This is a genomic window from Mesorhizobium sp. P3_A10 (assembly GCF_056403175.1).
Genome location: NZ_JBFUFZ010000001.1, coordinates 19,360 through 36,915, shown reverse-complemented (window position 1 = coordinate 36,915; position 17,556 = coordinate 19,360). Strand labels below are relative to the sequence as shown.

14 protein-coding genes are annotated in these 17,556 nt (G+C 63.2%); 8 read left to right on the top strand and 6 right to left on the bottom strand.

Annotated features, from left to right (window positions below):
• Positions 1–14: 14 nt before the first annotated feature.
• A complete protein-coding gene (locus AC1DXU_RS00175; RefSeq protein ID WP_477365895.1) occupies positions 15–557 on the bottom strand; it encodes a helix-turn-helix domain-containing protein in 543 nt (180 codons plus the stop codon).
• Positions 558–844: 287 nt separating this feature from the next.
• Here AC1DXU_RS00175 and AC1DXU_RS00170 point away from each other — a divergent pair, with 287 nt between their 5' ends.
• A complete protein-coding gene (locus AC1DXU_RS00170) occupies positions 845–1,549 on the top strand; it encodes a nitroreductase (protein ID WP_477362802.1) in 705 nt (234 codons plus the stop codon).
• 20 nt (positions 1,550–1,569) lie between these two features.
• On the opposite strand, the gene AC1DXU_RS00165 is transcribed toward AC1DXU_RS00170, so the two are convergent.
• From AC1DXU_RS00165 to AC1DXU_RS00145, 5 genes are all read right to left on the bottom strand, one after another.
• On the bottom strand, positions 1,570–3,012 hold the full coding sequence (locus AC1DXU_RS00165; protein ID WP_477362799.1) for an MFS transporter: 1,443 nt from the start codon (positions 3,010–3,012) through the stop codon (positions 1,570–1,572).
• Positions 3,013–3,222: 210 nt separating this feature from the next.
• Positions 3,223–3,810 carry a sarcosine oxidase subunit gamma gene (locus AC1DXU_RS00160; protein ID WP_477362796.1) on the bottom strand — a complete coding sequence of 196 codons (588 nt, stop codon included), beginning with the start codon at positions 3,808–3,810 and terminating at the stop codon, positions 3,223–3,225.
• Positions 3,803–6,796, bottom strand: coding sequence for a sarcosine oxidase subunit alpha (locus AC1DXU_RS00155; protein ID WP_477362793.1), 2,994 nt, complete (start codon positions 6,794–6,796; stop codon positions 3,803–3,805). Before AC1DXU_RS00155 ends, AC1DXU_RS00160 begins: the two co-directional genes overlap by 8 nt.
• The gene (locus AC1DXU_RS00150; protein WP_477362790.1) at positions 6,793–7,089 is read right to left on the bottom strand and encodes a sarcosine oxidase subunit delta; all 297 of its coding nucleotides are present in this window, start codon (positions 7,087–7,089) and stop codon (positions 6,793–6,795) included. The genes AC1DXU_RS00155 and AC1DXU_RS00150 overlap by 4 nt, the downstream gene beginning before the upstream one ends.
• A gap of 11 nt (positions 7,090–7,100) precedes the next feature.
• Entirely contained in the window at positions 7,101–8,360 is a 1,260-nt protein-coding gene (locus AC1DXU_RS00145; protein ID WP_477362787.1) for a sarcosine oxidase subunit beta, read from the bottom strand.
• A 198-nt stretch (positions 8,361–8,558) separates the two neighbouring features.
• Between AC1DXU_RS00145 and AC1DXU_RS00140 the strand changes: the two genes are divergently transcribed.
• The 7 genes from AC1DXU_RS00140 to AC1DXU_RS00110 all read left to right on the top strand — a co-directional run bounded on the left by AC1DXU_RS00140 (position 8,559) and on the right by AC1DXU_RS00110 (position 17,552).
• Positions 8,559–11,048, top strand: coding sequence for a mechanosensitive ion channel domain-containing protein (locus AC1DXU_RS00140; RefSeq protein WP_477362784.1), 2,490 nt, complete (start codon positions 8,559–8,561; stop codon positions 11,046–11,048).
• 155 nt (positions 11,049–11,203) lie between these two features.
• Positions 11,204–11,467 (top strand): hypothetical protein, encoded by a 264-nt coding sequence (locus AC1DXU_RS00135; RefSeq protein ID WP_477231363.1) that lies wholly within the window; start codon positions 11,204–11,206, stop codon positions 11,465–11,467.
• Positions 11,468–11,669: 202 nt separating this feature from the next.
• Entirely contained in the window at positions 11,670–13,103 is a 1,434-nt protein-coding gene (locus AC1DXU_RS00130) for a UbiA family prenyltransferase (protein ID WP_477362781.1), read from the top strand.
• Between the two features lie 2 nt (positions 13,104–13,105).
• Positions 13,106–14,455, top strand: a complete 1,350-nt coding sequence (locus tag AC1DXU_RS00125) for an FAD-binding oxidoreductase (protein ID WP_477362778.1) — start codon at positions 13,106–13,108, stop codon at positions 14,453–14,455.
• Positions 14,456–14,577: 122 nt separating this feature from the next.
• On the top strand, positions 14,578–15,012 hold the full coding sequence (locus AC1DXU_RS00120; protein WP_477311935.1) for an EamA family transporter: 435 nt from the start codon (positions 14,578–14,580) through the stop codon (positions 15,010–15,012).
• Entirely contained in the window at positions 15,009–16,016 is a 1,008-nt protein-coding gene (locus tag AC1DXU_RS00115; RefSeq protein ID WP_477311934.1) for an NAD-dependent epimerase/dehydratase family protein, read from the top strand. The genes AC1DXU_RS00120 and AC1DXU_RS00115 overlap by 4 nt, the downstream gene beginning before the upstream one ends.
• Positions 16,017–16,121: 105 nt before the next feature.
• Positions 16,122–17,552: an aspartate aminotransferase family protein gene (locus AC1DXU_RS00110; protein WP_477313611.1), complete on the top strand. Its 1,431-nt coding sequence runs from the start codon at positions 16,122–16,124 to the stop codon at positions 17,550–17,552.
• The last annotated feature ends 4 nt before the right edge of the window (positions 17,553–17,556 follow it).

Genomic DNA, 17,556 nt, shown 5'->3' with positions numbered 1-17,556 from the left:
CTAAAACCCCTCGTTCAATAGACAGGCGGCGAAACCACCCAGATGATCACTGCCGGCTCGGTGCCGGGATTGCGCCAGCGATACGGCTTGCGCTCGAACCGAAAGGAGTCGCCTTCGACAAGCCGGTGCCAGACGCCTGCTATCTCGATCTCGAAAGTGCCCGATGCGACATAGCCGGCCTCCTCGGTCGGCCGTAGCTGCTGGGTCTCGAGTTCCGCGCCTGGTGCGAAGATCGAGCGCACCATCTCGAAACTACCGCCGAGATCGGGCGACAGAAGCTCCTCCACCAGGCCGGATTCGCTTGTGCCAAGCGTGCGCCGGCTGCCGGCGCGCACGACAACGCCGCGCTCCTTCTCGACCGGCACGTCGTGGCTGAAGAACAGGCTGAGCGGCACGCCGAACAGGTCGGCGAAGGCCCTGAGATCGCCGAGCGAAGGGATCGACAGGCCGCGCTCGACCTGGCTGACCCAGCCGACGGAGCGGCCAAGCTTGAGCCCGATCTCGGCCAGCGTCAGCCCGCGCGCCTTGCGCAGCGCTCGAATATCGCTCGCCAGCAGGCGCTCGTCAGGTCCCTGCAATGTTCTGGCGGTCGCTAGGGTCAAAACGCTCACTTGGTGAAAATTCCGAGGTGAATTTCATGAGAAAGCACGCTCGTGAAAAAATCAAGAGGATTTTCATGGGGCCACAAGATTTGCTTGCGCGATTTTGGCGGTTCATGCAAAGGCTCGGCCCACGAACGGCGAGTGTGGGGTCGTCCGGTCGGCGGCCAATGTTTGGAATCTGCGCATGATCTTTTTCCGGAGGCCGGTTCGGTTTTCGGGGCACCTGCGCAAAGGGACGGCCCATGCTGGAGAATGACACAAGGATTGCTGACGATGCGGCGATCGTCGACGAGGCGATCATGTCGCGCCGTTCGGTGCGCGCCTTCCTGCCCGACATGGTCGACGACGAGACGATCCGCGCCATTCTGGCCGTCGCCGCACGCGCGCCTTCGGGCACCAACATGCAGCCCTGGCGGGTCTATGTCACCAAGGGCGATATCAAGCAGCAGATATCAGATGCCATCCTCAATTCCGGCATCCGCGCCGAGAAGGCCGATTGGGACGAGTATCGCTATTACCCGACCCAGTTCTTCGAGCCCTATCTCACCCGCCGGCGCGCCAATGGTTTTGGACTCTATGGCGCGCTCGGCATCGGCCGCCGCGAGGTCGACAAGATGCGCGCCCAGCACGACCGCAACTTCGTCTTCTTCGATGCGCCGATCGGCATGATCTTCACCATCGACCGGCGGCTGAACCAGGGCTCGTGGATCGACTACGGCATGTTCCTGCAAAACATCATGGTGGCGGCGCGAGGCAGGGGTCTGCACACTTGCCCGCAGGCGGCCTTTGCGCCCTATCACCGGCAGATCAGGCCGGTGCTCAACATCCCCGACGAGGAGATCGTCGTCTGCGGCATGGCGCTCGGCTATGAGGACACGTCCAAGCCCGAAAACGATTTTCGCACCGACCGCGTGCCGCTGGAAGAGTGGGTGACGTTCAGCGAGTAGGCCACCGCGGTTCGGCTTGGCTAGTCTAAACTCACCTGCGATCCATGACCGCTGATATGGGCGCCGTCCTGCGGCGTCAGCCTGAGATAGGCAAACAGCGCGCACAGCGTGATGACGCCTTCGATGACGAACAGGATGCGGAAATCGTTGACGCTGGCATGGCCGCCGCCAGTCAGGAGCGACAGCAGTGCCGCCGCCAGGCCGACGCTGATCGCCACCGCCAGCTGCCACAAAATGTAATAGAGCGCGCTGAAGCGGGCGAGTTGCTCGGGCGCAATGTCCGAATAGGACAGGTTGCCGGTAGAGGCCCACTGCGCCGAGCGGAAGACGCCGAAGATGAAGATATAGGCGAGCACGATCCAGACCGGCGTGGTAGCCTGCATCAGGGCAAAGCCGGCGACCAGGCAAGCCACAACAGGCGTGTTGATCACCAGCACGCGACGGAAGCCGAAGCGGTTGAGAACCCGCGGCATGACGAGGCGCGTCAGCAACGAGCCGACCGCCGCGACGAAAGTCAGCGATCCCGCCTGCACCGCACTCATGCCGAAGCCAAGCTGGAACATCAGCGGCAGCAGGAAGACGACAGAGCTGAGGCCGATCGTATCCAATCCGCCGCCGGTCAGGAAACTGACGCGAAAGGTGCGGATGCGCAGGAGCTTCAGATCGAGCAGCGGATTGCGGGCACGCAAGCAATAGAAGGAGGCGACGGCGAGGATGGCGATGGCCGAACCGAGTTCAGCGGCGATCAGGCCGCCACCCGCATCCTTCGCGGCAAGCGAGTCCATGCCGAAGACGAGCAGCGCCATACCGCTGCCGACAAGGGCAAAGCCCGGAAAATCGAAGGGTGTGCGAACCGCCTTGGTTGCCGAGGGAAACAGCGAGGCGGCAAGCAATGCGGCAATGAGCGCGAACGGCACGTTGATGAAGAAGATCCAGCGCCACGAGATGTAGGTGGTCAGCGCGCCGCCGACGAGCGGACCGACCAAGGGCCCGGACTGGCCGGCCAGCGAGATGTACATGTTGATCTTCAAAGTGCGGCTGCGCGGAAAGCTCTGCAGGATCACGACCTGGCCGAGCGTGCCCATCAGCGCGCCGCCGAAGCCTTGCAGCGCGCGCGAACCGACCAGCATCCAGATGTCTTCAGACAGGCCACACAAAGCCGAGGCCACGGCGAAGACGAGCAAGGCAAAGCAGTAGACGTTGCGCAGGCCGAAACGATCAGCGGCCCAGCCGCCGACCGGCATCGAGATGATCAGGCTGGCGACATAGACGGTGATCAGCAGGCCAAGCTGGCTGGGCGGGCGGGCGAGGCTTTCGCCAATGCCGGGGAGCGCTGTGACCACGACATTCTGGTCGAGGCTGGTCATGAACACACCGCAAGCGACTGTGAGCGGCAACAGCAGCGACACCTCGCCCGCCGTGCCGAAGCGCGTTGGGGCCGTCGCCGAAGTCTCTGCGGTCATGGAAGGATACGGTCGTGCTGGTTGCCTGGACGGGCGGTCGCTATGGCAAGAGCCCGTGATTCCTTATCTATTGTCCGTGCTGGCCCAAGGCTCAAGCGACAGATGAGGCGGTCCGTAGTGCCAGGCAGATTCAAGGACCAATCGATTGGTCCTGTTTGCTTCGACGCGATACCAGACGGAAAAACGCTGCGCACTTTTCCTGGAATTGCTCTACTGCACCTCGTAGCCGACTTCTTCGCTGGCATGGCAAAGCGCTTTCCAGAACGAGCGTGCAAACGAGCGGAACACGTAGATGTCGAACTGGTCGGCGCCGGTGCGCTGGATCTGCGCGAAGACGTCGTGATGGGTGGTCGAACGGCCGGCACCGATCGGGAAGGCCGGCAGCGCGAAGTCGATGGCGAAGAATTTTGCCAGCACCCATTCGGCCTTCGGCCCGGCGATGCGAATGGCGGTGCGGCCATGCGACAGGTCGGTAACCGTGCCGATTCCAGGGGTGACGACATTGGCAAAGGCCGAAGCCAGGTTTTCCGCTTCATCGACCACGGTGAATTTACCCGGCGCAAAGCCGAACACCGACCGGACGCCGTCAGTGCTGCCGCCGCCGGCGCCGTCGGCCAGAGCAAGGCCAGTAACGGTACGGATGGCTGCCATCAGCTGCTTTTCTTCGCCCGGCCATGCGGCAAGCTGCAGGATCGAGCCGGGTCTGGTTTCGGAGAGGATAACTTCGACGCCGTGCTCGAAATTGCCATGCGAGCCGGCATGCAGCGCCGGCTCCAGCGGTGATTGTCGCTCAACCATGCATGCGGCTCCCGTCCGGATCGAAGAAGTGGTTGGAGACGATCTCGACCGGCCCGAAGCGCTTGCGCAAGGGATCGGAGACATAGGCGCGGGTGCCGTGCCGTGTCTTGCCGCCCTCGACCAGAGCCAGCGCGATGTGCTTGCCGAGCGCCGGCGAGTAGCAGCAGGCGGTGATGTGACCGAGCGAACCGTGCGGGTTGGCTTCGTCCAGCTCCGCGACGATGTGCGCGCCGCCGTTCAGTGGCCGGTTGTCGAGCGCAATCAGGCCGACGAGCTGGAGACGATCGGAGGCGATCAGGCCTTCGCGATCCATCATCGCCGAGCCGATGAACGGCTTTTTCTTGGACAGCATCCAGTCGAGATGCAGGTCGCGCGCGGTGGTGCGGCCATCGATCTCGGCGCCGGTGACGTGGCCTTTCTCGATGCGCATCGTGCCCAGCGCCTCGAGCCCGTAGGTGACCAGCCCGAACGGCTTGCCGGCCTCGATCAAGGCTTGCCAGACATGAGTGCCGTAGCCGGCGCCGGAATAGACCTCGAAGGCCATTTCGCCGGAGAAGGAGAGCCGGCAGATCATGACCGGCACGCCTGCTATCTCGGCGCGCACGATGCCCATGAAGGGCAAGGTTGTGTTGTCGACGGCGGTGCCGGTGACGCAACTGGCGAGGATTGCGCGCGCCTTCGGGCCGCCGATCGCAGCGCCCGCCCATTCATCGGTCACCGAGGTGACATGGACCTTCAGCTCCGGCCAGATGACATCGAGGAAATATTCGAGATGCTGCATCACCTTGCCGGCATTGGCTGTGGTGGTGGTCATCAAAAAGTCCTGGGCGCCGAGCCGCCATGTCGTGCCGTCGTCAAAGGCCAGGCCATCCTCGCGCAGCATCAGCCCGTAGCGCGCCTTGCCGACGGCAAGCGTGGAAAACATGTTGGTGTAGACCCGGTCGAGGAACTCGGCGGCATCAGGGCCTTGCACGGCGATCTTGCCCAGCGTCGAGACGTCGACGATGCCGGCGCTCTCTCTGGTAGCCTTGGCTTCGCGCACATAGGCCTGCTCGATCGTCTCGCCTGAAAGCCCGTAGATCATCGGGCGGTACCAGAGGCCGGCCGAATACATGGTCGCGCCATTGGCGATGTGCCAGTCATGCATCGGCGTCAGCCGCTCGGGCTTCAAGTCGCCGAAGCGTTCGGCGGCCAGCGAGCCGATCGACACCGCCGAGAAGGGTGGACGAAAGCGGGTCGTGCCGACTTCGGGGATCGGCTTGCCCAGCGCCTCGGCCATGATGGCGAGGCCGGGTATGTTGGAGCTCTTGCCCTGGTCGGTCGCCATGCCGAGCGTGGTGTAGCGCTTGAGATGCTCGACCGAGACAAAACCTTCGCGATGCGCCAGCCGCACGTCTTCTGCTGTCACGTCGTGCTGGAAATCAACGAAGCTCTTGCCCTTGGCCCTGATCTCGAACACCGGCGCCGGATCGGGATCGCCGGGGGCGGCTTCGACAGTCGGCAGCGCCGATGGTGTGCCTGATGCGCCCGCTGCCGAAAGACCGGCGGCACGGCCCTCGGCGATGGCCTCGGCGGTGGAAAAACTGCCGGTGAAGGCGCCGGCGCCGATCCATTTCTGGGTCGGCTTGGGCGGCAGGAAGGCTTGCCGGGCGGCGTTCCATTCCGCCTTGGCGCCGGCCTGGCTGGCGAGATGGATGGTCGGCGACCAGCCGCCCGACATCAGCAGGCAATCGGCGTGGATGCTGCGCGCATCGCCACTCAGCGCGCCGGTGATCATGTCGAAGCGCTGCACCTTGACGCCGGACAGTGCCTTGCCGCCTTCAGTGGCGACCACGGCGTGGCCGGAAAAAATCTCGGCCTCGGCTTCGTCAGCCAGTTTTCGCATTTCGCTCGACAGTTCAGGGCGCACGTCGACGATGGCAACGATCGCGGCACCCGACCGCTTCAGCGCAATCGCCGAGCGATAGGCGCTGTCATTGTTGGTGAACAGCGCGATCCGCTCGCCTGGCAGCACGCCATATTCGTTGGCATAACGCTCGGCGGCATGCGCCAGCATGACGCCCGGCCGGTCATTGCCGGGGAACACCAGCGGCCGCTCGAAGGAGCCGGTGGCCAGCACCACCGATTTGGCGCGAATGGCCCAGTAGCGATGGCGCGGCTCGCCCTTGCCGGATGTTTCCTTGTGGTCGGTGACCCGCTCAAGTGCTGCCAGCGTGTTGCCGTCGTAATAACCCCAGACCGTGGTGCGCGGCAGCAGGCGGACGGTGTCATAGCCTTCAAGCTGGCCGACAGACCGCGCCGCCCAGTCGGCAGCCGGCATGCCATCGATCGTTTCGGCCGACCAGTTGGCCGAGCCGCCGAAATTCGGCTCGAGCTCGGCGAGGATGACCCGGGCGCCCTGGTCGGCGGCGGCCTTGGCGGCGGTCAGCCCAGCCGGACCGGAGCCGACCACCAGCACGTCGCAAAACGCGTTCATGCGCTCGTAACGCTCGGTGCCGGCAACGATGCCGGCCTTGCCGAGGCCGGCGGCGCGGCGGATGAAATGCTCGCAGAACATCCAGAAACGGGTGCCCTTCAGCGGGCCGACCACCGGTCCCATGAAAGTCTTGTAGTAGAAGCCGGCCGACAGCAGCTTGCCACCGAGCTGGTTGATGGCGTTGACGTCCCAGGCAAGCGAGGGGAAGCGGTTCTGGCTGACGGCCACCAGCCCGTCATAGATCTCGACCATTGTCGCGGCGATGTTGGGCTCGCGAACCTCGCCACGCAGCACGGTCACCAGCGCGTTCGGTTCCTCGACGCCAGCGGTTAGAACGCCGCGCGGCCGGTGATATTTGAACGAGCGGCCGAACAGGGTGACGCCGTTGGCCAGCAGCGCCGAGGCCAGCGTGTCGCCGGCATGGCCAGTGTAGGGCGTGCCGTCAAAGGTGAAGCGGATGGTGCGCAGCCGGTCGATGCGGCCGCCGCTCTCGATGCGGCGCGGGCTCATGACTTGCCCTCCGTCTTGTGGCGGGCGGCCGCCTTGTGGTCGCCGCGCACGGAGGCAGCGCTGGAGATTTCGTGCGTCAGCGTGTTGCGCACCACCCTGAGATGGGTGCGGCAACCGCCGGAATGCTGCCAGATCTCGTTGTGGTCGCCGGCCGGGTTCAGTCGGTCGTAAACATAGGCGTTCCAGGCGTCGAGATTCTGCGAGGCCGGTTGCGGGCGTTGGCGGTTGCCGTCGCCCTGATAGGTGAACTCGATGACGTCGCGCGGGCCGCAATAGGGGCAAGTGATGAGCATTCTTCTTTACCCTAATGCAGCCGAGGCGTTGCGCCCTGGCCTTTGTCATCGATCACCAGGCCGCGATAAAAGCGGTCGAGCGTGAACGGCGCGTTGAAGTCATGTGGCTCGTCCTTGGCGATGGTCCAGGCAAAGCACCAGCCGGAGGCCGGCGTCGCCTTGAAGCCGCCGTAGCACCAGCCGCAGTTGAGATACATGCCGGGCAGCGGGCCGGTGGTGATGATCGGCGACCCATCCATCGACATGTCGCAGACGCCGCCCCAGGAGCGCAGCATGCGGACACTGGCCAGACCCGGGAACAGTGCCAGCATCTCGCTCATCACCTCGTCGACGATGGGTAGATTGCCGCGCTGGGCGTAGCTGTTGTAGCCGTCGATGTCGCCGCCATAGACAAGGCCACCCTTGTCCGACTGCGACATGTAAAAATGGCCCATGCCGAAGGTCAGCACGGTGTCGATGAACGGTTTCAGCGATTCCGTCACGAAGGCCTGCAGCACATGGCTCTCGATCGGCATCGTCTCGATGCCGGCAAGCTGCATGACCCGTCCGGTGCTGCCGGCCACGGCCACCGCAACCTTTTTGGCGCGGATCTCGCCGCGCGAGGTCGAGACGCCGGTGATGCGGTCGCCGTCGCGCAGGAAGCCGGTCACTTCGCAGTTCTCGATGATGTCGACGCCACGGCGGTCGGCGCCGCGCGCATAGCCCCAGGCGACGGCGTCATGGCGAGCCGTGCCGGCGCGCGGCTGCATCAGGCCGCCGACGATCGGGAAGCGTGCGTTGGACGACATGTCCAGCGCCGGCACCAGACGCGCGATCTCGGCTGTGCTCATCAATTCGGCGTCGACGCCGAGGTGGCGCATGGCGTTGCCGCGCCTTGCATAGTCGTCGAACTGGGCCGGCGTGTGCGCCAGGTTCAGGCAGCCGCGCTGCGAGAACATGACGTTGTAGTTGAGCTCGTGCGAGAGGTTCTCCCACATCTTCATCGAGTGTTCGTAAAAACGGGTGTTGGCGGGCAAAAGGTAGTTGGAGCGAACGGCCGTGGTGTTGCGGCCGACATTGCCTGATCCGAGCCAGCCCTTCTCCAACACCGCGACATTGGTGATGCCGTGTTCCTTGGCGAGATAATAGGCCGTCGACAGGCCATGGCCGCCACCGCCGATGATGATGACATCATAGGACGCCTTCGGCTCCGGCTTGCGCCAGGCCGGCTTCCAGTCCTGGTTTCCCCTGAGCGCGTTCGCGAGAAGCGAAAAGGCCGAATATTCCGCCATTCTTCATGCCATCCTTGGTGCGATGCGGCAGACTATAGAGCAGGGCGGCGCCGCAAAGCCAATATTGCGCCATGGCTTTTCGACTGACCGACTCCCGAAAGACGGCCAGACCGCGACGGCTTGCCCCATGGTGGCAGCGTCTTTATCAAGGGCGGGTCCTAGAACCGGCCTTAGCCGTCCGCGAGTCGCCAACCGATTATGCTTTTTCGATTGCTCCGCCTGATCCTGATCCTTGCGCTCGTTGTCTCGGCGCCGCCTTCGTTCGACGCGATGGCGCAGGCGCTCGGCCAGGGTGCCGCTGGGCTGATCACCGACCAGCAGAAGGTGATCCAGGGCCTGACGGCCAAGACCGACGATCTCGAGAAGAAGATACAGCAAAGTGTCGAGGACGATGCCGCGTTGGTGGATATTCGCCTGCAGCTGGAGGATTTGTCGCGCGCTGCGCTGAACAGCGCGCTGGCTTTCCGCTCGCGTGTCGGCGACATCAATGCGCGGGTCGAGATGCTGGGTCCGGCGCCCGCCGCGGGTCAGCCGCAAGAGCCGGATATCGTGACCGGCGAACGCCAGGCGCTGGCGTCCGAAAAAGCCGAAATCAACGCGGTCGTTGCCAGCGCGCAGAACCTGTCGATCCGCATCAATGGCCTGATCGACAAGATCGGCAACATGCGCAGCGACCTTTTCCGCAATGTGCTCACCAAGCGCTACGTGCTGTCCGATGCGCTGAGCCCGCAGGTCTTCTCCGACGCGCATGATGAATACGCAAACTTTTACAGGGCAGTGTCGTCCTGGCTGAGCTTTGCCTTCAAATTCAAGTTCCAGGCGATGCTCGCGGCGACCTTCATGGCGCTTGTGCTTGCCGCGGTGCTGCTGGTCGGCGGCCGTCGTCTGTTCGGACGCGTGTTTGAAGCAGACGCTTCTGTCGAGGACCCGTCCTATCTCAGCCGGTTGTCGGTGGCGTTCTGGTCGACCCTGCTGCCGACATTGGCGGTCGGCGCCTTCCTCGCTTCGACGGTTTTCCTGTTCAACTATTACAATGTCCTGCGCGGCGATATCGGCGTCTTCCTCAACGCGCTGGCTGCCGTCATCGCCGTGGTGTTCTGCGTCAACCGGCTGACCAATGCGGCGCTCGAGCCGCGGCTGCCGAACTGGCGCCTGATATCGGTCGAGACAGGTCCGGCACGCTGGCTGGTGCGGCTGACCACCGCCATGGCGGTGGTCATCGGCGTCAACAATTTCCTGGCGGTGGTCAACGACAAGATGGGCTCGCCGCTGTCGCTGACCATCGCCAGAAGCTTTGTCGCCACCATCATCGTCGGCGTCATCCTCATCCTGATGGCGTTGCTGAAACCGTACAAGGCGGCCGACGGAAGCTGGCGGCCGTGGCCGGCCTGGCTGCGCCTCACCTCCATTGCGCTCGGCCTTTTCACCATCGCGGCGGCGCTGTTCGGCTATATCGGGCTGGCGATTTTCGTTTCGCTGCAGGTGGTGGTCACCGGCACCATCCTGGTCACCGCCTATATCGGCTTCCTCTCGGCGCGCGAGATCGGCGAGGAGGGTGGCTTCGCCGATACGTCGATCGGGCGCTGGCTGTCGACGAATGCGAGCTATGAGGAGACCGCGCTCGACCAGCTTGGCCTAGCCGTCAGCGTTGCCATCAACGTCATGATCGTGCTGGTGTTCCTGCCGCTGATTCTGCTGATGTGGGGGTTTCAGCCCGGCGACATCCAGGCCTGGGGCTACAAGCTGGCGACGGGCCTGACCATCGGCTCGGTGACCATCTCAGTCACTGGCATCCTCTCCGGCATCCTCGTCTTCGTCATCGGCTATTTCATGACGCGCTGGTTCCAGGGCTGGCTCGACGGCTCGGTGATGGCGCGCGGCCGTGTCGACACCGGTGTGCGCAACTCGATCCGGCTGGCGGTCGGCTATGCCGGCGTCGCACTCGCAGCACTCGTCGGCATCTCGGCTGCGGGCATCGACCTGTCCAGCCTGGCGCTCGTTGCCGGCGCGCTTTCTCTCGGTATCGGTTTTGGCCTGCAGAACGTCGTCTCCAACTTCGTCTCGGGCCTGATCCTGCTGGCCGAACGGCCGTTCAAGGTCGGCGACTGGATCGTCGCCGGCGACATCACCGGCACGGTCAAGAAGATCAGCGTGCGTGCCACCGAGGTAGAGACGTTCCAGCGGCAATCGGTGATCCTGCCCAACTCGAACCTGATCAACAACGCTGTCGGCAACTGGACGCACCGCAACAAGCTCGGCCGCATCGATATCAAGGTCGGTGTCGCCTATGGCAGCGACGTCAAGCGGGTGCATGCGATCCTGCTCGAAATCGCGCGCGGTCATCCGCTGGTGCTGAAGAACCCGGAACCCTTCGTGCTGTTCGGCAATTTCGGGCCGGCAGCACTCGAGTTCGAAATCCGCGTGTTCCTCGCCGACGTGCTGAACGGCAACATAGTGCAGAACGACATCCGTTTTGCCATTCTCGAAGCGTTCAGCGGCGAGCATATCGAGATTCCGTCGACGCCGCGCGCGGCGGTCGAGGTCAAGAAGTCCGCGGCATGGCCGATCGACGACGAACAGGCCGAAGTCGAATTCGCCGAGCGGGAGCAGGCGGAGGCTGAAGCCGCGGCCGAGAAGAAGCGCCTGGCCAAGACCGGGCGGAAGGCCCGCAAACCCGATCCTGATTAGGGTCTATCCGTATTCGGCCGATGCCGAAAACCAATTGCGGCATGAATGCGGCATTCAGTTGCGGTTCAGCTTCCATCTCATATAAGCTTCCATGCAAAGGGCGAGAATGCCTTGCGAAATGCAACAAGAGGCGGTGGAAACACCGATATTGCAAAATGTGGAAGTCGCTCGTCGTCGCCATCGCTTTTACTGCAGCGAGTGGTTCGGCCTTCGCCGCCAGCGCGGTCAACAAGGATGCCGAAACGCGCACGCTGATCGTGACGGAAGGCGGTGGCAAGACGGAGCTGGCGCTGGCCGCCGGCGAAACCGTGGAATTCTGCCCGAATGGCTGTTTCGTCACCTTGCCCAATGGTGACCTCGAGGCCCTGACCGGCTCGGAAACGGTCGAGATTTCGGGTGGCGTCGCCCGCATCAAGTAAAGGTCGGCGGCATCGTTTGAAAGGCCGGGCATTGCCCGGCCTTTTATTGTTTGCGGTAATGGTTGCTTAACAATGACGCCGGAAATACCGCAGCGCCCGCCGCCTGCAACCAGACGTTTTAACGTTCGCTACGCCGTTCCCCGCTATAGCCATCCGAAGACGCCGTAACACGGCACGACGGATTCAGGCAGGGCAGCACGAAATGGACGCGCGGTCGGACAGGAACGCAATTCCACTTGCGGTCGATCTCGACGGCACGCTGATTGCAACGGACCTTCTGTGGGAAGGCCTGTTCATCCTCATCAAGAAGAATCCGCTGTATATTTTCCTGGTGCCGTTCTGGCTGGCCGGCGGGCCGGCGCGGCTGAAGCAGGCCATCGCTGACCGCATCGACATCGATCCCGCATCGCTGCCCTATCGCGAGGTGCTGCTCGATCGCATGCGCACCGAACATGGCGAAGGCCGCAAGATCGTGCTGGCGACCGGTACGCCGCGCAAATTCGCCGAGGCGATCGCCGCACATCTCAATATATTCGATCATGTGCTGGCGACCGACGGCCCGCACAACATGACCTCGGGCCGTAAGCGCGCCGCACTTGTCGCCGCCTATGGCGATGGCGGCTTCGACTATGCCGGCAACAGCCGGCACGACCTCAAGGTCTTCGACGCCGCGCGCGCGGCAATAGTCGTGGCGCCCGACCGCCACGCGGCGCGCTGGCAGGTGGCACACGACGCTGAAATGGTGCCGGTGCCGAAGCCGACCTTGCGGACTTTCGTCAAGATGCTGCGCGTGCATCAATGGCTGAAGAACTCGCTGATCGCGGTGCCGATGGTGCTGTCGCACGAGTACTTCAACGCCAACATGATCTGGCAATGCCTGCTGGCGTTTGTGTCCTTCAGTGCGGTGGCTTCCGCCATTTACATCCTCAACGATTTCTTTGATCTCGCTCTCGATCGCAAACATCCGACCAAGCGCAACCGGCCTTTCGCCAGTGGCGCATTGTCGATCCCGTTCGGCCTTGGCTCGATGGCAGCGTTGCTCGCCACCGGCATCGCTGCAGGGCTGCTGCTGCCGATCGAATTCCTCGGCGTGCTCGGCGGCTATATGGTCGTCACCACGGCCTATTCGCTGTCGCTCAAGCGTATGCTTCTGGTCGATGTACTGACGCTGGCCGGGCTCTACACGATCCGCGTGCTGGCCGGAGCGGCGGCCACCGGCGTCGACGTCTCCTTCTGGCTGCTGGCCTTCTCGATCTTCTTCTTCCTGTCGCTGGCGCTGGTGAAGCGCTATGTCGAGCTGCGCACCACCGCCATCCCGGCAGGCGAGCGCATTGCCGGTCGCGGCTACCGCACCGAAGACCAGGAGATCGTTGCCCAGGCCGGCATGGCCTCGGCCTTTTCCTCTGCCCTGGTGCTGGCGCTCTATATGGACAGCATGGCCGTGCGCGAACTCTATCCGCATCCCTGGCTAGTCTGGCCGCTGGCACCGATCGTGCTTTACCTCACTATGCGCGTCTGGATCCTCGCCCGCCGCGATGAGTTGCATGACGATCCGGTCGTCTTCATCATCCGCGACTGGCGCAGCCAGATCGTCGTGCTTATCGGCGCATTGCTGCTGGTTGCCGGGGGCTGGTAGGCATGGCCGAACGGTTCCAGAGTTTTGGTCTCGCCACGCCGCCGGCGCCGCGCAGCATTCCCGCGGATGACGCCATCGCCCTGATGAAGAGCGGCAAGGCAAAGAAGAATGCGTTGCTCGCCTATGGCAATGGCCGTTCCTATGGCGATTCCTGCCAGAACGAAGCCGGCACCGTCGTCGACATGCGGCCGCTGAACCGCATTCTCGCCTTAGATGCCGAGACCGGTCTTCTCGAGGCAGAAGCCGGCGTGCTTCTGTCCGACATCATTGCCCATGCCGCACCTTACAGTTTTTTCCCAGCGGTCGTGCCAGGCACGCAGTTCGTGACGCTTGGCGGCGCCATCGCCAACGACGTGCATGGCAAGAACCATCACCGGCGCGGCACCTTCGGTTGCCATGTCGCGTCCTTCACGCTGCTCAGATCAGACGGGCGGACCTATCATTGCTCGGCCACCGACAATGCCCGCCTGTTCCAGGCGACGATCGGCGGCATGGGGCTTACCGGCCTGATCCTGTCGGCGTCGATCCGGCTGATGCGGGTGTCTTCGCTCGACATCGTCGAGAAGGCGACGCCGTTTCGCGATCTCGGCGAATTCTTCGCGCTGGCCGAAGCCGCCGATCAGGCCAATGAATATGCGGTTGCCTGGATCGATCAGCTTGCCGGCGGCCACGGCCGTGGACGCGGGCTGCTGTTCACCGGCAACCATGCCGAGCATGGTTCGCATACGGCCGCTCGTTCTGGCGGACGTCTCTCAGTGCCTTTCCAGCCGCCGTTCAATGTGCTCAACCGGCCGTTCCTGACGGCATTCAATGCTGCCTATAGGTGGAAGAAGGGACGCTCGTCAGCGCCGCGCCGTGTGGGTTACCAGGGCTTTTTCTTTCCGCTCGACGGCGTTGGTGACTGGAACCGGCTCTATGGGCCGAAGGGCTTGTTCCAGCACCAGAGCGTGGTGCCGGAACAGGCTGCATACCAAGCGGTGCCGGCGCTGCTCGAGGCGGCGAGACGGGCGGGGCAGGGGTCGTTCCTCACGGTGCTGAAGCGTTTCGGCTCGATCCCTTCGCCGGCGCTGCTGTCGTTCCCGCGGCCGGGATACACGCTGACGCTGGATTTCCCCAATCGCGGCGAGACGACGCTGCAGCTGCTGAACGAGCTTGACCGCATCACGGTCGAGGCCGGTGGCGCGGTCAATCCCTATAAGGATGCGCGCATGGGCGCGGCCACCTTCGCCGCGTCGTTTCCGGATTGGCAGCAGCTGGAGGCGCTGCGCGACCCCGCCCTGCTGTCGGACTTCTGGGCGCGGACGGCGAAAAAACTGGACGTGCGGCGCGGGACTGTCGAGGCGGCGGAATAGATAAAATTTGAGTAATTCGTGGTGAATGATCCGTTAACGCCGGGGTTTACTCAAAACGTTGTTGTGACTTCACGAAATCTTTGCAGGTCTGTAGTAGGACCGCTGCAGGGCGGGTGCGAAACATGAAATACATCGTCTTCATTCTGTTCACTGTCATGACCAATGCTGCCGCGCAGCTGATGCTGAAGCAAGGCATGATGTCGCTCGGGCCGATTTCGTTCGAGGGTACCAATCCCCTGGTGAAGCTGTTGCAGATCGTCTTCAGCCCGTGGGTGTTTCTTGGCCTCTGCACCTTCGTCATCTCGATGGCCTCGCACCTTTATGTGCTGTCCAAGGTCGAGCTCTCCTTTGCCTATCCGTTCCTCAGCCTCGCCTATGTCGCCGTTGCGATCTTCGCCTATTTCCTTTTCCGCGAGGACCTCAATGCCTGGCGCATCTCCGGTATTGCCTTCATCTGCGTCGGCACGGTGCTGATCGCCCAAAGCGGGCGCGGCCATGACGAGGAAACGGCTTCCCTTTCGCCCGACAAGATCCACACCAGCGAGACCGTTCGATGAGACATGTGATTTTCGGTGGCGACGGCTTCGTCGGCCGCCACCTTGCCCCGAAACTTGTGGCCGATGGCGAAGAGGTTGTCGTTGCCGACATCGTCAAGAGCGACCTGCCGCATTACCGCTCGGTCCGCTTTGCCACATGCGACGTGACTGATAAGGCCTCGGTTGCCTCAGTCGGGCTCAAGGCCGACGACATGGTCTACAATCTGTCGGCGAAGATGCTGTCGCCGATCCAGGTGCGCGCCAAGCGCCACGACTTCTTCTTTCCGGTGAATTTCCACGGCACCGAGCACATCATGCAGGCGATGGACAAGGCCGGCGCGCCAAAGCTCGTCCACTACACGACCGACATGATCTACGGCCATACGGTGACGCAGCCGATGACCGAGGAGCATCCGGTGGCGCCGCTTGGCGAATATGGCTGGTCGAAGCAGAAGACCGAGGAGCTGGCGGCCGAATGGCGCAAGCGCGGCATATCGATCTCGCTGTTTCGGCCACGCCTAATCATCGGTCCCGGCCGCCTCGGCATCCTGGAGAAGCTGTTCAAGCTGATCGACTGGAACTTTCCGGTGCCGATGATCGGTTCCGGCAAAAACCCCTATCAGTTCATTTCTGTTTTCGATTGCGCGGAAGCTGCCCGCGCGGCCTGGAAGGCTGGCGTGCCGAACGAGGCCTATAATCTCGGCTCGCTCAATCCGCCACCGGTGAAGAAATTGCTCGGCGACCTGATCAAGCATGCCGGGTCGAAATCGCTGCTGATCCCGACGCCGGGCTGGGCGGTCAAGCGCACGCTTGACCTGCTCGACCTCATGAACCTGCCGATCATGGATCCCGAGCAGTATCTGATCGCCGACGAGGAATGCGTGCTCGACGTGTCCAAGGCCGAGCGCCAGCTCGGCTGGGTGCCGCAATATCGCGACGAGGACATGCTGATCGCCGCCTACAGCGAATACCGCGCCAAGAAGGCCGGTCATGCCGTCGCCACCAAACATGTGCCTGCCGAATAGCCGGCTCGCCGAACAGTTTTCGTTGCGCACGACCCTGGTCATGCGCGCAGACAGGAGATTGAGATGACCGTCATGGCCAAGCCCGAGCAGACGAATACGCGTACCATGGTCAGCGCGCCGGCGCTGTCGCCCGCCAGCATCGCCAAGCCCAACCTGATCAGCGTCGAGCAGGCGAAGGCGATGGACGTGGCGCGGATGACCGACCTGTTCAAGGCGCATCTCAATCCCGGCCAGCTGCATTTCATGAAGCTGCTCGGCTTCCACAAGATCAAAATCGAACGTGCCGAAGGCATGTTCTACATCGACCAGAATGGCCGAAAGATCCTCGATTTCTTCGGCGGCTTCGGTTCGCTGGCTTTTGGCCACAACCATCCGCGCATTCTCGAAGCACGCCGCAAGTTCCAGGAGGAAAAGCGCCAGGAGATCGCCATCGCCTTCATGTCGCAATATGCGGCAGCTCTGGCGCACAACATCGCCAAATGCTCGCCCGGCGATCTCGACATGGTGTTTTTGGGCTCGTCCGGTTCGGAAGCCATGGAAGCGGCGGTCAAGCTTGCCGAGCGCGCTGCCGGCCCGAAGCGGCCGAAGATCGTCTATGCCGAGAATTCCTTCCACGGCAAGACCAAGGGCGTGCTGGGCATCACCGACGGCCAGCTCTACCGCGCCGACTTCAAGATGGCCGAGAATACGGTCCGCATTCCATTCGCCGACATCGAGGCCGTCGAGCGCCTGTTCCGCTCCGATCCCGAGGTTGGCGTCATCGTGCTCGAAACGATCCAGGGCGGCGGCGGCATCATCCAGGCGCCTGCCGAATACTGGCAGAAGCTGCGCGCGCTGTGCGACCAGTATGGCGTGCTGTGGGTCGCCGATGAAGTGCAGTGCGGCTATGGCCGCTCCGGCCGCTTCTATGCGTTCGAACACTATGGCGTTGTCCCTGATGTGACGGCGTTGGCCAAGTCGCTCGGCGCCGGCAAGGCGGCGGTCGGCGCCATGATCGCCCGGCGCGAGGTCTATATGAAGGCCTATGGCACGCCGAAGACGGCGATGATCCATGCCATGGCGACCTTCGGCGGCATGGGCGAGGCCTGCGTCACCGCGATCGAGGGCCTCAATGTACTCTATGACGAGGGGCTGATCGACAACGCCGCCTCGACCGGCGACTATCTGCTGCAGCGCCTGCAGGCGTTGAAGGAGAAATACCCGAAGATCATCAAGGATGTGCGCGGCAAGGGTTTTATGGTCGGGCTGGAGTTCCACGACTTCTCGCAGACCTTGCCGATGGTGCTGCGGCCGATCGTCAGCGTGCTCGACGACAAGCTCAAGGGATCGCTGTCCGGCTTCGTCGGCGCGCTGCTGTTGCGCGACTATGACGTGCTCGTCGCCTTCACCGAATACAACCGCAACGTCATCCGGCTGGAGCCGCCGCTGATCTGCCAGCGCGAGCATGTCGACCGCTTCGTCGATGCCTTCGACAGTCTGTTGTCGCGCGGCATCGTGTCGATCGTGAAGGATTTCGTCAAAAGCCAAGTTCGCTGAGCGC

Coding starts and splice junctions, on each gene's coding strand:
- AC1DXU_RS00170 (WP_477362802.1), top strand. CDS start 845: ATGCTGGAGAATGACACAAGGATTGCTGACGATGCGGCGATCGTCGAC.
- AC1DXU_RS00165 (WP_477362799.1), bottom strand. CDS start 3,012: ATGACCGCAGAGACTTCGGCGACGGCCCCAACGCGCTTCGGCACGGCG.
- AC1DXU_RS00160 (WP_477362796.1), bottom strand. CDS start 3,810: ATGGTTGAGCGACAATCACCGCTGGAGCCGGCGCTGCATGCCGGCTCG.
- AC1DXU_RS00155 (WP_477362793.1), bottom strand. CDS start 6,796: ATGAGCCCGCGCCGCATCGAGAGCGGCGGCCGCATCGACCGGCTGCGC.
- AC1DXU_RS00150 (WP_477362790.1), bottom strand. CDS start 7,089: ATGCTCATCACTTGCCCCTATTGCGGCCCGCGCGACGTCATCGAGTTC.
- AC1DXU_RS00145 (WP_477362787.1), bottom strand. CDS start 8,360: ATGGCGGAATATTCGGCCTTTTCGCTTCTCGCGAACGCGCTCAGGGGA.
- AC1DXU_RS00140 (WP_477362784.1), top strand. CDS start 8,559: ATGCTTTTTCGATTGCTCCGCCTGATCCTGATCCTTGCGCTCGTTGTC.
- AC1DXU_RS00135 (WP_477231363.1), top strand. CDS start 11,204: ATGTGGAAGTCGCTCGTCGTCGCCATCGCTTTTACTGCAGCGAGTGGT.
- AC1DXU_RS00130 (WP_477362781.1), top strand. CDS start 11,670: ATGGACGCGCGGTCGGACAGGAACGCAATTCCACTTGCGGTCGATCTC.
- AC1DXU_RS00125 (WP_477362778.1), top strand. CDS start 13,106: ATGGCCGAACGGTTCCAGAGTTTTGGTCTCGCCACGCCGCCGGCGCCG.
- AC1DXU_RS00120 (WP_477311935.1), top strand. CDS start 14,578: ATGAAATACATCGTCTTCATTCTGTTCACTGTCATGACCAATGCTGCC.
- AC1DXU_RS00115 (WP_477311934.1), top strand. CDS start 15,009: ATGAGACATGTGATTTTCGGTGGCGACGGCTTCGTCGGCCGCCACCTT.
- AC1DXU_RS00110 (WP_477313611.1), top strand. CDS start 16,122: ATGGTCAGCGCGCCGGCGCTGTCGCCCGCCAGCATCGCCAAGCCCAAC.